The sequence below is a fragment of the Coleofasciculus sp. LEGE 07092 genome (assembly GCF_015207375.1).
GTDB lineage: Bacteria > Cyanobacteriota > Cyanobacteriia > Cyanobacteriales > Coleofasciculaceae > LEGE-07092.
In genome coordinates, this window is sequence record NZ_JADEWY010000062.1 from 22,897 (window position 1) to 37,489 (window position 14,593).

The window sequence follows — 14,593 nt, forward strand, 5'->3', positions numbered from 1 at the left end:
GACTGGGTACTGGAAATTGCTCAATGATGTTTTTGAGGACAACTTGGTATTAAATTACCGAGCTACATGATGAAAATCAATCATCGCCTGCCGATAAAACTCCGGCATTCCCGTATCAAAATACTGCCCTTTAACCAAATACCCAATCATTCCCCCTTCTTGCCGCAACTTGTCAAGGCAGGTTGTTAGTTGAAATTCTCCTCTTTCCCGGATGTTCTGGTTAATATTCTTTTCGAGAATGTCAAACATTTTTGGCTCTAGTACATAGATTCCAAATATACCCAGAAAATAATCCTTTGTTATCCCTTTAACCTGTAGATGCTGACGTGCGTACTCTACATCTGGTTTTTCACAAACCTGGGTGACAGTAATAATTGAGTCAGATTCCTGCCAAGTGCCGGCAACACAACCTGCTTTATGAATAAGTTTTGCTGGCATAATGGTTAATCCAATCACACTCTGATTGACTTGTTCATAAACCTTTAAAACTTGATCAGTACATGAAGTTTCATTATCTGAGGTATAAACATGATCGCCGAGCAGTAACAGAAATGGCTCATTATTTACCCAGTCTTTTGCACAGAAAACGGCATGACCGTAACCTTCTTGTTCCGCTTGAACTAGAATAGTAATTCGCTGTCCTAGTTCTTGGAGATATTTACAGTAGGTTTGATTTTCTGGGGAGAGTTTGTTCCACAATTCTGGCTTGGGTGGAGCTTTAAAGAAGTCCTCAAAAATTTTGCGATCGCTCGGTTGCACAACAATCCCAATCTCTTCTATCCCGCCACTCACAGCTTCTTCTACAATCGCTAAAATTACGGGTTTGGCACGACCTTCTCGATCGATAATGGGGAACAGTTCTTTTTTGAGGACTTTTGTAGCGGGAAACAGGCGAGTGCCGAAGCCTGCTGCCGGAATCACGGCTTTGCGAACCTTAGGAGTCTGCATGAATGGTTAAGGTTAACGGTTGCATTTGAGGGAAATCACGCTTAATTAGTCTAATAACTTTTTGTTGACTGGTCTTGTCTTTAACAATAAATTGGGCAGTGCCATCCCCTTGAGAACCAACACCCTTACCTCCCCAAATATAAGGCTGAATGGGTTCGTAATTGAGCAGTTGGTGCAAGACAGGAGCTTTCAACTGTCCGGGGCAGGCGGGGATAAGATATCGGTCAAATTCAGCTTGAGCTTTTTTCATTAGAGTACCAAGTTGTTCGGCATTTCCCTGTTGCAGTGCGTCAACGGCTTCCTGGGTAATTTTAGAACTGATAGCACCGAGATAGTTCTGCACATTCTTCTGTACAGTGTCAGTAGCGAAGGGATAACACTGATTAAGCTGGCTGAGAATTTGTCGAGTATTTTTGCTAGCTCCAAGGTCTACCATCACAAAAAATAAATCATTCGGCACCTTTAGCTCGATAATATCAATGCGATCGCCATCAAAAATCATCAAGATGGGTTGACTGCCGTAGGCACAAGCTTGATCCATGCGCCCACACAGAGAAGGGGTAGCAATTTCCCCCAAATAAGCATATTCCATTTCCCCTCGGAGGGTCATTTTCAAGTCATACAACTGATTGAAAGCCCGTGCCGCTAAAACGCAGATAGTAGCACTCGATGCCAATCCTTTCTGAACGGGTAAATCTGTTTGATAATTGTCGATTTCTAGTCCACCCACCTGGAAGTAAGAGAGAAATTGGTAAGCAACGCCAGCGGCATAACTAAAAAAACCACCCCTTCGGGCTTCCGTTAGCAAAACCTCCCGTTCCATAGGGAGCTCAATTACCTCTGGAGGGGTGCCATCACTGAGGGAGGCGTGAAGTATAAGGTGGGTAGGATGGGGCTTTACCTCGGCATACAGTCCCTGATTGGTGCCAGTGATAATGGCATAACCCTTTTCTAGCTGACGATTCAGGCGGCGATAGCTTCCTGCCCAATCGCTATGTTCCCCAAACAGACACAACCGACCTGGAACGAAAAGTTTCATTCGTTTATTCTGTTAAGTTTGCGTTCTCCAGTCAATAGCTTACAGATTGAATCTCTTGCCAGCATTGGTGTAAAGCAATCGCGCAAACTACGCTAACACATCAAGCGGGATGTCGGTAAAAATGGGACGTGTCCTTCTCGATATACCTTTACAAACGACTCGACCCCTTCAGACGAGTACGGTTTGAGCCAGAGTTTACCCAATTCAGCACGGATTTTAGAGAGTAGGGAATTCTAGAAAACCTCATTTCCCTACTCCCTGAGTTTAAAGTTTTCGTGAAGATGACGATTTTCCCTGGCAACCTCACTAGAACCTTGTTATATTTATGTAAAGAAAGAAAACGCAGCCGCTAGCAAATTAAACACACTCAGCTTTCTAAATTGCTTGTGAAATCTAGGTAAAATCGAAACCAACAACGTCTTAACCGATGATATAGACACTGATGTGCCTACTTCATCCAATGTTAAGAAGCTTGAATTAGACACACTCGGCTGACTCCATCACGGGACTCACAAATAAAAATCTTATTTTCAGGGCATCAGCAGACTACATCTTCAATACCTCTATCAAGGAACGAACTTTATGAACTTCCAACACATAACAAACTTTCTTCGCAATACTGGTGCCGTCGCTTCACTCGTTGCTGCCTCCACAGTAGCTACAGGATTTCTCGCACCTTCAGCCTCGGCTATTTCCTTTGTTCCTACTCAGGAAGGCGAGGTTAATGTTGGTTTCGACAATCCCCTAGCTGGTTCTTACTTGCAACTCAATCCCCTCATCCAGAGTATCGAAAGTCTAGTAGACCCGTCTACCAATACCCTGAGCCGCCTCTTCGTTGACTTAGCTGGAACGCCTAATACCTATGGTCAAGTGGATTTCCTACCCAATGATGTGGGTACACCAGCAGGTCAATATTTCTTCCGTCCTGTGGCGCTACAGGCAGATGGTGAAACACCACTGGTTGAACAGGGGCAATTGGAAGTAGGTCGGTTCAAGTTCAACTTTGCACAAGTTATAGACTCCCTTTCCGTTACCTTCTTTGATACTGAGTTCTTCGACGCGAATGGAGTAGGTGGATTAGGAGGTGTAGGCGCTGGAACCACCTATGAAGGCATTGAAACCGATGGCACAATCACAGATTATGTTTCTGCTGGTGGAAACAAGAACTTCCAAACCGTAACCTTTGAAAATGTCAGTATGCTCACCCTCGATTTAGGTGAAAGAGGTGCATTCTTTACCTCTACTGGCGATGGGGTTCTCTTCCAGGTTGACGGAGAGGTATCTGTGCCTGAACCTGGAACTGTCTTGGGCTTAGGTGCTTTAGCTCTCACCGGTGCTTTCGGCTTACGCAAGCGTAATAAGAAGGCTTAAATAACTCTATCTCAAGGCGGTTGTTACTCTTCAGCACTCTCAGTAACTAGATGTGCTATAGGTAGGGTGGGCAATGCCCACCCTATTATTATTATTAGGGATTTCCAGAAAATAAAAGAGGGTTTTGTGCATCTGCCCATGTATATATATGCCCCACTCTCCCTACACTCCCCCTTGGTATCTGAGAAATGGCTTGGCAATGACTCTCTATATCGCCTTTAAAGCCAAGGGCAATTGGGAGACAACTCTAACTGCTCCGGAACCGCCTTATCAAGAAAAAATCTTTATCGGTGCGCAAAACGTACCAATTTATGGTAGGCTTTCTAAGCCTGATAACCCTAAAGGCACAATTATTGGCACCTATGGGATTACCGGAACTCTGGATAATCAGTGGTATTTAAAACTCTTAGGGCGCAAAGCATTTGCCCAGAACTATGCCGTTGTTTTATTTGACTGGCGTGCTCATGGCAAAACTGCCCGATTATCTCCCACGTTAACCTCCGATGGCTTGTACGAAGGTGAAGATTTTGTCAGAATTGCTGCCGCAGCCAAGGCAATCGGTTGTCCGCCACCGTTTTGGTTTACGGGCTATTCTCTAGGGGGGCAACTGGCACTGTGGGGAGTAAAAGCGGCTCAATCGCTCGCATATTGGGAAGAGGATATAGGATTAGAAGAGTCAGATATTGGCGGTGGTGCGGTTATTTGCCCCAGCTTAGAGTCTAATCGCTCCCTTTCCTATCTGGTTCAGCATCCCTTGGGCAGGTATTTAGAACGTGCGATCGCTCAAAACTTAAAGAATCTCGCTCGCCAATTGTATCAAGCACATCCAGATGCCATTGATCCAACCGCTATTGAAAAAACGAATAGTATTTGGGGGTTTGATAAGGCACTGGTAATCGAGAAATTGGGTTTTTCATCGGTAGAGGAATATTATGAAGCCAGCAGCGCTCTTCACCTGCTGCCTCACCTGACTAAGCCCACTTTAATCCTTTACGCTGCTGATGACCCGATGTTTGACCCCACTCTTATTTCAGATTTGCAAACGGCTTGTGCTGAGAACCCGGTGCTTGATTTAGTTTTAACCCAGCAAGGGGGTCATGTGGGCTATATAAGCAGTAAAGAGACTCAATGTCAAGCCCTGTATTCAGATTGTTGGTGGGCGTGGAATCGGGTGTTGGAGTGGTGTGATCTAAATTCACGCCCTCTAGACTAAAGACATTGACGACTATTCACTCATCAATTGAAGGGACTAAATTAACGTGGAACCCCCTAAAGCCGAGGAAGCACGCCATCTCACTCATGCTGCCTTCGATATTATTGCCATCGCCTCTTCCGCAGGTGGATTAAAGGCATTAATCCAAGTTTTATCCCATTTACCGACTAGCTTTCCCGCCGCAATTGTGGTGGTGCAACATATCGATCCTCGACATCGTTCTTTGATGTCAGAGATTCTCAGTCGGCGCACTCCGTTGCAGGTGAAGCAAGCAGAGGAGGGGGATTGTTTGCAAGGAGGCGTTGTTTATATTGCGCCGCCAGATTACCACCTGCTCGTCAACCCAAATGGGACTCTTTCTCTGAGTCAGTCAGAAACCGTGAATTTCGTGCGTCCTTCTGCTGATTTGCTGTTTAATTCAGTGGCAACGAGTTACAAAGAGCGATCGCTCGCCGTGGTGCTGACGGGTACGGGACGAGATGGGATGATGGGAGTGCAGGCAATTAAAAAAATGGGTGGTATGGTAATCGCTCAAGACAAACCAACGTCGGAATTCTTTGGGATGCCGGGTGCCGCTCTTGAGACGGGGGCTGTGGATTTTGTCGTATCGTTAGTGAAAATAGCTTCTGTTTTAGAGAAGCTGGTGATAGATAGAAAGCACGATGAACTCTAACGAAGAGGATCGGGTATTTGAAGCGCTGCTGGATTATCTGAGGCGATCGCGGGGGTTTGACTTCACCGGCTACAAGCGCACCAGCCTCAAGCGGCGAGTGCGTAAGCAAATGCAAAAGCACACTATCAACACTTTTGGCGATTACTTAGACTACTTAGAAGTTCACCCCGATGAGTTTCCATCCCTGTTCAACACGATCTTGATCAACGTTACCTCCTTTTTTCGGGATGCTTCTGCCTGGGAGTATTTACAGAATCAGACACTCCCCAATCTTTTGCTTCAAAAGACGGTTGAAGAACCGATACGAGTTTGGAGTGCAGGGTGTGCTTCTGGAGAAGAAGCTTATACCATCGCCATCATCCTAGCGGAAATGTTGGGTGCAGAGCAGTTCCGGCAGCGGGTTAAGATTTACGCCACTGACGTAGATGAAGAAGCCCTAGCTTATGCCCGTCAAGCTAGCTACACAGCTCAAACCCTCGAAACCCTACCCGATGAACTGCAAAAGCGATACTTTGAACAGACAGGAAACCAGTACCTTTTTCGCCCTGACTTGCGCCGTGCCATAATCTTTGGCCGCCACGACTTAGTACAAAATGCCCCAATCTCCCGTCTTGACTTGCTCGTGTGCCGTAATACCTTAATGTACTTTAATTCAGAAACTCAAGCTAGAATTTTAGCTCGCTTTCACTTTGCCCTCAACCCAATAGGCATTTTGTTTTTGGGTAAGGCAGAAATGCTACTGACTCACACCAACCTCTTCAATCCCCTCAGTTTGCCGCAGCGCATTTTTACAAAGGTGTCAAAAATTAACCTGCGCGATCGCTTGTTAGTATTGGCTCACTCAGGTAAGGAAGAGGTAGATAACCGTTTGGCTAACTATGTACGTCTCAGGGAAGCGGCATTCAATGACGTTCCCCTTGCTCAGATTGTTATCGATCTCAAGGGGCATCTGATCCTGGCAAATACGTCAGCGCGATCAATATTCAGACTCAGCCTCCAAGACATGGGCAAACCTTTCCAAGATTTAGAGTTATCTTACCGTCCCATTGAGTTGCGTTCTCTAATTGAGCAAGTTTATCAAGAGCATTCCTCAAAGACGATTAACGATGTCATGCACTATCAGTCGGATGGGATGATCCAGTACCTAGAGGTGCAAGTCTCACCCTTGCAGGAAAACGGCAACGATTTGTTAGGGGTGAGCATTAGTTTTAGTGATGTCACCCGCTACCATGACCTTCAGATGGAACTCCAACGTTCCAATCAGGAACTCGAAACCACCAACGAAGAACTGCAATCGACCAATGAGGAACTCGAAACCACCAACGAAGAACTGCAATCGACCAATGAGGAACTCGAAACCACCAACGAAGAACTGCAATCGACGAATGAAGAACTCGAAACGATGAACGAAGAACTGCAATCGACTAATCAAGAATTGCAAACCATTAACGATGAATTGCAGATACGCACTGCCGATCTCAACCAGGTAAATGTTTTCTTGAATTCGATTCTAGTTGGTCTTCGGGCTGGAGTCATTGTCGTAGACCGTCAATTCAATATCTTAACCTGGAACCCTGGAGCCGAAGAACTCTGGGGACTCAGAAGTGATGAGGTATTGGGGCAATCCCTACTAAGTCTAGATATTGGCTTGCCCATTGACCAACTCGGGGAACCGATTCGCAATTGTCTCGGCGATGAAGAGCGTCAAGAATTAGTCCTTCAATCCCTAAACCGTCGGGGTCGTACTATTGATTGTCGCATTAGCTTCAACCCATTGAGAGGTCTGGACGCAGAACTGCGGGGAGTCATTCTGCTCATGGAGGAAAATTAAGTTGGGGGGGCTAAATGCAGCCTGGCTGAGTTAGAAGCTAGATAGGTGTGCAAAAAAGTAGATGGGAGAGCTATTTTGACAAACAATTTGTACAATTCACGATAAGGGTAGGGGGTTTATCCGTTGGAATTGGACATCGACTGAATTTTTGTCAAGATTCTCAGCTTAAAACTTTCACGAGTTGGGTATATACCTTTTACACAATCCTAGTGCTAACCTATTTGAATAATCAAACCATCTATGAGCGATCATAACCAGGTCAACAACAAACCAATAATACCCTCCTACTCCTTGGCGGAGCAATTCGAGCAACATATTGAACTGGCTCAGGAGTTCTTGGCTACCCTTGGATATCATAAGACTCACTTCTTATTCGCTCATTCTTCCCAAGTGCTAACAGAGATACTAGAGAACTTTACCTCAACCTTGGAAGAATTGAAAGTTGCGGCAGAAGAACTACAGCAGCAAAATGAGGAATTAGTCATGGCTCGCCAAGCCGTGGAAATAGAATGCCAGCGCTACCAAGAGCTATTTGAATTTGCCCCAGACGGTTATCTGGTGACTGACGATAGGGGTGTGATTCAGGAGTCAAATCGGGCAGCCGCCATTCTGTTAAACGTTGCTCAAAAGTATTTACCAGGTAAGCCCCTCACGCTTTTTGTGGCTGAAGCCGACAGGCACACCTTCACAAGTCAACTAGAACAACTCAGACAATTACCCTACAGCGGCATTCCCGCGGCCATTCTGTATCGAGACTGGGAAATATCCTTGCAACCCCGCGAGTGCGAACCCTTTCCCGCCGAGATTTCTATCTCTGCCATCCAAGGCTATCCAGAAAAAGTGATCGGTTTACGCTGGTTAATCCGGGATATGAGCTATCGCCGACAGGTAGAATCTCTCCGCAGGCAGCTTGCTGAAGAAAAAGAACTGAGCGAACTGAAATCCCGCTTTATCAATACCGTCTCCCACGAATTCCGCACGCCCCTCAACACCATCTACGTCACCGCTCAATTACTGGCACAAACTCGCTACAATTTGAGTGCAGAAAAAACTAGCCAATTACTCCAGAGAACCGATGGCGCAGTGCGGCGCATCACTCAGATGTTAGATGACGTACTGCTTTTTAATAAAGCCAATGCTAACAAACTGGAGCTAAAACCCGCATTGCTAGATTTAGAGCCGTTTTGTGAGACGTTAGTCGAAGAACATCAGTTCCTAGCGAGCGACAGGCACGAGATTCAATTTATTAGTCACGGCTGTTGTCAATCCGCTTGTTTAGATAAAAAACTTCTCCATCAAATCCTGAACAATTTACTCTCAAACGCGATTCATTACTCCCCTAAAGGTGGTGTCGTTCGTTTGGAATTGATTTGCAACTCCGATCAAGTTACCTTTCAAATTCAAGATCAAGGTATGGGTATCCCGCCGGAAGAGCAATCCCAACTTTTTGAACCCTTCCATCGGGCAGAAAACGCTAAGAATTTATCCGGCACAGGGCTGGGATTGGCAATTGTCAAAAAGGCAGTTGATATCCAGGGGGGAACGATAACGGTTGATAGTGAAGTTGGGGTGGGTACGACGTTTACCGTTACCTTACCGTTGAAGTAAGGCAGAGGACAGAAAACAAGGGGGTGAGCATTACTAAACAATATGGATAAATCAGAGATGAACTTCGGCAATAATTTTGAACACCAAATTCAGTCTGCCCAAGAGTGGTTAATTAGCTTTAATAAATCTGTCCATAACTCCCAAACTATCTCACCCGAACTTCAAGAAGAAGCGCTCGCTGAACTAGCTGTTATCCTAGAAGAATTACACCAGCAAAATGAGGAATTATGCAGGACTAGGGGAGAGCTAGAATTTGAACAGCAGCGCTACCAAGAGTTATTTGAATACGCCCCCGACGGATACTTAGTCACCGACTTGGGGGCATTATTCAAGACGCTAACCGTGCAGCAGCAACCCTGCTCAACGTATCTCAAGAAAAGTTAGTCGGCAAACCCCTCCTCGTCTATGTTACCCAAGCCGACAAACAAAACTTTCACCTCAAACTGAACCAACTCAGTGAATTAGCATTGAGAGAGATTTCAGGGCAACCCTTATGCCAAGACTGGGAACTGTCCCTGCAACCGCGCAATATCCAAGGGTTTCCCAGCTCAATTTCTATTTCTGCCATGTACAAACAAGGTAAATTAACAGGATTGCGCTGGCTAATCCGAGATATTAGCGATCGCAAACAGGTAGAATATAAAGTCATTTGCCAGCAATTAGCCAAAGAAAAAGAACTCAGCGAACTGAAATCCTGCTTCATCAACACCGTTTCCCACGAGTTCCGCACTCCTTTGAGTGTTATCCTCAATTCCGTAGAAATGCTAGAAGGCTATAGCGATCGCTTGAGCGAAGCCAAAAAATCCAACCATTTCCATAAAGTTCGCCTCTCGATCGGATATATGGTGCAACTCTTAGAAGATATTCTATTTTATGGCAAAGCCGAGGCAAATAAGCTGGAATTTAACCCCGCTCCCCTAGAGTTAGAAGACTTTTGCCAAGCTTTAGTTGAAGAACTGCGAGTCAGTGCAAAGGAGGGGCAAGATATTGTTTTTAGCAGTAAGTGCGATCGCCCTTCCGTCTGCCTAGATCCAAAACTTCTCAAGCAACTCTTGGGTAACTTACTCTCGAACGCCATAAAGTATTCGTCCAAAGGCAGCAAAATACAGTTTAAAACAATTTGTGAAAATAGCCAAGTTATCTTTCAAATTCAAGATAGCGGTATCGGCATTCCCAAAGAAGATATTCCCCACCTATTCGATCCATTTCATCGTGCCAAAAATGCAACGACTATTTCTGGAACAGGACTAGGTTTAACCATTGTCAAAAAGGCAGTAGACTTGCATAGAGGAACGATATCGGTAGAAAGCGAAATCGGCACAGGCACCACTTTTACCGTTACCTTGCCCTGTTCACCAACCTGTCAATAGCACTCCCTGTGAGGGTTGGGTTTCGCGATCGCTCTATATCAACCTACAATTTTCTAGTTACCTTTCCCCCACTCCCCGCTCCCCTTCGTAACTGGAGGCAATTCATCATGCCTAATCCTATAGGTAGAAGAGACTTTCTACAACGCAGTGTTAACGTACTCGGGTTAGCAGCACTGTTCCTAGTTAGTTGCAGTTCCGCTAGCAACAGCTCAACCCAAGCGGAAACCACACCTGCACAAGAGACTATGAACCTTGAGAGTCCAGCGTTTGACACAAACGAAATGATTCCTTCCCAGTACACTTGTGACGGTGAAGACATTTCACCAGCATTAAACTGGGATGCTCCCCCCACAGGAACACAAAGCCTTGCTTTAATTGTTGATGACCCCGATGCTCCGAATCGAACCTTCGTCCATTGGGTTGCTTATGATATTGCACCGGAAGTCCGCCAGCTTCCTGAAGGAATTCCCACCCAAGCCACTCTAGCCAATGGGGGAACTCAGGGAGAAAATGATTTTGGCAATTTGGGATATGGAGGTCCTTGTCCCCCCAGTGGTACTCATCGTTACTTTTTTAAACTTTATGCCCTTGATCGAGCCTTGGGGCTAGAATCCGGTGCGACAAAAGCCCAATTAGAGGCAGCGATGAGCGGTCATATTCTGGGGAGTGCTGAACTGATTGGACGCTATTCGCGTTCGTAACGAGGGCAGCTCCAAAAAAGAAGTTATCCCGTAGAACAGGCAGCCCTTGACAGGCGAGACGCCTGTCCTACGAAACTATCTTTCCCATTTTTGTTAATATTAACCGTTTTCCTCTGATAAAATCCTTTTTGTTCAAAATCTTGCTTGAAAACTGGCAACTATCAACAATGCCTTTTTCCACGAACAATCCGTTCCTGATTCAGCGCTCTAAGGAGCGTAACACTGAAACATTGCACCGATTATCTGCGAAAAACGTGACTGTGCTAAAGCAGACTATATTTGTAGCGAGTACTGTAGTGTTAACAGGGCTGATGGCTACCTTGCCACCCATTGCCCAAGCCCGTCAACCTATACTCGTGAGCCAGCAACAGCCCAACCAACAGCTCCGAGTGAATGAATTGCTCCGCCAAGGGCGAGAATTTGTAGATGCCGGGGATTATGCTAGGGCGATCGCTACTTACCAGCAAGCCGCTAACTTAGATGGGCGAAATCCTAAGATTTTTTCTGGTATCGGTTATTTACAGGCACGTCAGGAAAATTTCCGGGAAGCGGCTAGAGCCTACCAACAGGCAATTGCCCTCGAACCGAATAATGCTGAGTTTCACTACGCCCTAGGCTATAGCCTTGCCAAGGCTGGAGATAATGCGGGTGCGGCGGCTGCTTATCGCCGTTCCATTCAGCTCAAGGACGATAATATCAATAGCTATTGGGGTTTGGGTGTAGTGCTGCTGCGTCAGAAAGATTATGATGGAGCGATCGCAGCTTACCGCCGGGTGAGTGAACTCCAACCCAGCAATGCCGAAGCTTATGAGTTGATGGGTTCAGTGTTGTTACAGCAGGGGCGTCCCCAAGAAGCCGTCAAAGTCTTGCAACAAGCCGCAGTACTAGCTCCCCGTGAGAGCCGTGTGCAGTTGAGTTTGGGAGCGGCTTGGGTAAGTCAAGGTGATATGGTGGCTGGATTAGCCGCATTTGAGAAGGCGGCGCAGCTATCACCAGGCAATGCTCTAGTGTACCTTCAGATTGCTAAAATTTTGCAAGCCCAAAAAGATGTATCGGGTGCTCTGGAGGCTTACAAACACGCAATGTCAATCGATCCAGAGTCTGTAGAAGCTCAGGCAGCAATAGGAGAAATTTTACTATCCCAGGAAAATTATTTGGAAGCCATCGTTGCTTACCGACACCTAACTGAGCTAGCGCCCCAAGATGCAAACGCTTTCTTCAAGTTAGGAGTGGCACTAAAAGGACGCGATCGCCTAAAAGAAGCGATCGGCGCCATCGAAAAAGCCCGTGATCTCTATCGGCGTCAAAACAATGCAGAAGGATTACGGGAAGCCGAATCCCTAATCCGGGAACTGCAGAAATCCCGACGCTAATCCTTACACAGACTGCCCAGCTCAACAAAAAACTATTGCCGCCAACTCGCTATTAAATTGTGGGATTTTGGCGCAGGCGCAACAGCACCAGGCTGGGTAGTATTTGGCGGACTCATATGAGCCAGCAGGTTCAGCAACAAGGTAATTGTGACGGCTTGGAGAAGTCTTTTGACCATAAGGGATACTCCTCAATCTTAATCATCTTTACTAAAAGTAGAATTAACAACTACCATCTCACTTCCTCTAACAAATTGACCCACACGTGGGGTTTGGTGTAATTCTACTGAAAGATGACTTAATGTTCATCCTTTCAAGTTCCCCCAAATTTGAAGGGCTGAGGGCTTTCTTCGTAAGTCCTGTTGAAGATGAGGTAAAAAAGGGCGCGACCCAAGGAACCCTGAACCATAAGGAAATTTTCATGGTAAAATTGTCACATAGGGGTCAGCCCAAGAATCATCGTAGCTTTAGCTCGATGAGTGTCAAGTGATTTCAAAAACAGCTTTCCAGATAAATGGATATTAAACTCGTTTTAGTGGTCTTAACCATTGTCTTTACAGTGTTATCCCTGATTTTTGGCACGAAAAACGGATTTTACGACTCAGACAACTATCACGGTAACGGTTCTGCTCATTAAGCTCATTTAATCTAGTTCAGCTTTCAGCCAATAGCTCTCGACTCTCAGTGATCTGAAGTTATAAGTTTCCCGACACCTGATAGTAGGGAGCACCCTACAAGAGCTGATAAATGTGCCAGCATCCTGCTAGGTTCTTGAGGAAACACCCTCTTTTAGAGCTAGCACTAATGGCTGAGTGTTGTTCGCTAATTTTCAATAGCTCATGAGCAATCAACGCCCACCAGCATCCTCTGGCGAGGATGATCGATTAGCCTGTTTCCCCTATGGTGTTGGTCACAGTGCGGAGGGAGTTTGTTTGCTAGTGCAGATGGGGCCGCACCGCATTCTTCTTGATTGTGGATTAAACGACATTTCACCCCTACAAGCGGCAGGCAGTCCACCAGCAGATGTAGTGTTGTGCAGCCATGCCCATAGTGATCATGCTCAGGGATTGTTAGCCCTTCATAACGCTTTCCCACAGCTACCGATTTATGCCAGTGAAGTCACCACTCAGTTATTGCCCCTCAACTGGCTTGATGTGCGACCCGAGGACGTGCCTCGATTCTGTCAGGCATTGCCTTGGCAAACGCCGATTGAATTCCGAGAGGGTCTGAGTGCCCAATTGTTTCCTGCTGGACATTTACCAGGAGCAGCGGCAATTTTGCTGACCTATACCGCTCCCCATCGAACTTACCGACTTTTTTACACGGGTGACTTCTTTTTGTCAAATGCGCGGTTAGTAGAGGGGTTGTCAGTTGAAGCCTTGCGGGGTACACAGCCAGATGTGCTGATTGTGGAGGGCAGTTACGGCACAGCTCGATATCCCCACCGACGCCAGCAGGAAAACCAGCTCGTGGAGCGAATCGACCAAGCCCTTGCTGCTAAACGCTCCGTACTCTTACCCGTACCCACCTTAGGTTTAGGTCAAGAATTACTGATGCTGCTACGCAGCCACCATCAGTTTACAGGTCGTAATCTAGATATTTGGGTAGACGGAACCGTAGCAAATGCCTGCGACGCTTACTTAGAACTGCTGCCGCATTTGCCAACATCCGTACAAAACTTTGCCCGCCATCAACCCCTCTTTTGGGACGAGCGAGTGCGCCCTCGAGTGCGTAGGCTAGATGAGCAACAGCAGCAAAACCTCGGTCAGACTCCCTGTATTGTCTTGACCGACGAAACAGTTAACTTGAAGACTTATTGCGGTTCTGATCCGAGTCTTTGGGCAATTTTACGACCGGAACGACTTCGATATCCGTCCACTGTGAACGACACTGGCATCACGGGAGTGGAAACCTACCTGCTGACTGAGCACAACGATTGTATGGGAACCAATCAGTTGATTCACAATCTTCGCCCCCAGCACGTTATTTTTATTCATGGCTCTCCAACCTACTTGGCTGATTTGGCGGGGTTGGAGGAGTTACAAAATCGCTACCACCTCCACACTCCAGGAAGAGGAACTCTGGTAGAACTGCCCATTGGCGAAACATTCATACAGCCAGCACCGCCAGAACGAAATTATGAAGGGGAACTGACTGAGTTTGGCACTGTAGTTACAATTACCTTACCAGAAGCGATCGCGGCTGATCCCCGGTGGCAAGACTTTGCCGATACCGGTTTAGTGGAAGCCCGTTGGCAAGGAGAAGAGCTAGTCTTACGGGGCTTATCACAACGCGAACTCCTCAGTCAGAGCAGCAATGCTAAGATGCCAGCCAATGTAGATTGCTGCGCTAACTGCCGTCACCAACGCGGTCAGAGGTGCTGGAATCCGGCTTCTCCTCTGTATGCCTTTAAGGTAACACCTGAAGGATACTGTCCAGTCTTTGAACCCATCGAATTTCCTACAGGGG

14 protein-coding genes are annotated in these 14,593 nt (G+C 46.4%); 11 read left to right on the forward strand and 3 right to left on the reverse strand.

Annotated elements, in window-relative coordinates:
• Nucleotides 1-54: 54 nt before the first annotated feature.
• Nucleotides 55-948: a UTP--glucose-1-phosphate uridylyltransferase gene (locus tag IQ257_RS15960; protein ID WP_193874157.1), complete on the reverse strand. Its 894-nt coding sequence runs from the start codon at nt 946-948 to the stop codon at nt 55-57.
• Entirely contained in the window at nt 935-1,987 is a 1,053-nt protein-coding gene (locus tag IQ257_RS15965) for a mevalonate kinase (RefSeq protein ID WP_193874158.1), read from the reverse strand. The genes IQ257_RS15960 and IQ257_RS15965 overlap by 14 nt, the downstream gene beginning before the upstream one ends.
• Before the next feature lie 582 nt (nt 1,988-2,569).
• On the opposite strand from IQ257_RS15965, the gene IQ257_RS15970 reads away from it, so the two are divergent.
• The 9 genes from IQ257_RS15970 to IQ257_RS16010 all read left to right on the forward strand — a co-directional run bounded on the left by IQ257_RS15970 (nt 2,570) and on the right by IQ257_RS16010 (nt 12,127).
• On the forward strand, nt 2,570-3,358 hold the full coding sequence (locus IQ257_RS15970) for an LEVG family PEP-CTERM protein (RefSeq protein WP_193874159.1): 789 nt from the start codon (nt 2,570-2,572) through the stop codon (nt 3,356-3,358).
• A 148-nt stretch (nt 3,359-3,506) separates the two neighbouring features.
• Nucleotides 3,507-4,571: a YheT family hydrolase gene (locus IQ257_RS15975; protein WP_193874160.1), complete on the forward strand. Its 1,065-nt coding sequence runs from the start codon at nt 3,507-3,509 to the stop codon at nt 4,569-4,571.
• A 46-nt stretch (nt 4,572-4,617) separates the two neighbouring features.
• Nucleotides 4,618-5,244, forward strand: coding sequence for a chemotaxis protein CheB (locus IQ257_RS15980; protein WP_193874161.1), 627 nt, complete (start codon nt 4,618-4,620; stop codon nt 5,242-5,244).
• Nucleotides 5,234-7,075, forward strand: coding sequence for a CheR family methyltransferase (locus IQ257_RS15985; protein ID WP_193874162.1), 1,842 nt, complete (start codon nt 5,234-5,236; stop codon nt 7,073-7,075). Before IQ257_RS15980 ends, IQ257_RS15985 begins: the two co-directional genes overlap by 11 nt.
• A 240-nt stretch (nt 7,076-7,315) precedes the next feature.
• Entirely contained in the window at nt 7,316-8,683 is a 1,368-nt protein-coding gene (locus IQ257_RS15990; RefSeq protein ID WP_193874163.1) for an ATP-binding protein, read from the forward strand.
• 42 nt (nt 8,684-8,725) lie between these two features.
• Nucleotides 8,726-9,067, forward strand: coding sequence for a hypothetical protein (locus IQ257_RS15995; RefSeq protein WP_193874164.1), 342 nt, complete (start codon nt 8,726-8,728; stop codon nt 9,065-9,067).
• Entirely contained in the window at nt 9,040-10,053 is a 1,014-nt protein-coding gene (locus tag IQ257_RS16000) for a sensor histidine kinase (RefSeq protein WP_228060756.1), read from the forward strand. Before IQ257_RS15995 ends, IQ257_RS16000 begins: the two co-directional genes overlap by 28 nt.
• A gap of 107 nt (nt 10,054-10,160) precedes the next feature.
• On the forward strand, nt 10,161-10,754 hold the full coding sequence (locus IQ257_RS16005) for a YbhB/YbcL family Raf kinase inhibitor-like protein (RefSeq protein WP_193874166.1): 594 nt from the start codon (nt 10,161-10,163) through the stop codon (nt 10,752-10,754).
• A 167-nt stretch (nt 10,755-10,921) separates the two neighbouring features.
• A complete protein-coding gene (locus IQ257_RS16010) occupies nt 10,922-12,127 on the forward strand; it encodes a tetratricopeptide repeat protein (protein WP_193874167.1) in 1,206 nt (401 codons plus the stop codon).
• A gap of 32 nt (nt 12,128-12,159) precedes the next feature.
• Here the strand turns inward: IQ257_RS16010 and IQ257_RS16015 are convergent, their stop codons facing one another.
• Nucleotides 12,160-12,303 (reverse strand): hypothetical protein, encoded by a 144-nt coding sequence (locus IQ257_RS16015; protein WP_193874168.1) that lies wholly within the window; start codon nt 12,301-12,303, stop codon nt 12,160-12,162.
• Between the two features lie 335 nt (nt 12,304-12,638).
• Between IQ257_RS16015 and IQ257_RS30785 the strand changes: the two genes are divergently transcribed.
• Together IQ257_RS30785 and IQ257_RS16020 are read left to right on the forward strand one after the other, a co-directional pair.
• Nucleotides 12,639-12,761, forward strand: a complete 123-nt coding sequence (locus tag IQ257_RS30785) for a hypothetical protein (protein ID WP_265584480.1) — start codon at nt 12,639-12,641, stop codon at nt 12,759-12,761.
• A 202-nt stretch (nt 12,762-12,963) separates the two neighbouring features.
• Nucleotides 12,964-14,593: MBL fold metallo-hydrolase (locus tag IQ257_RS16020; RefSeq protein ID WP_193933113.1), on the forward strand; the 1,630-nt coding region annotated here is incomplete at its 3' end.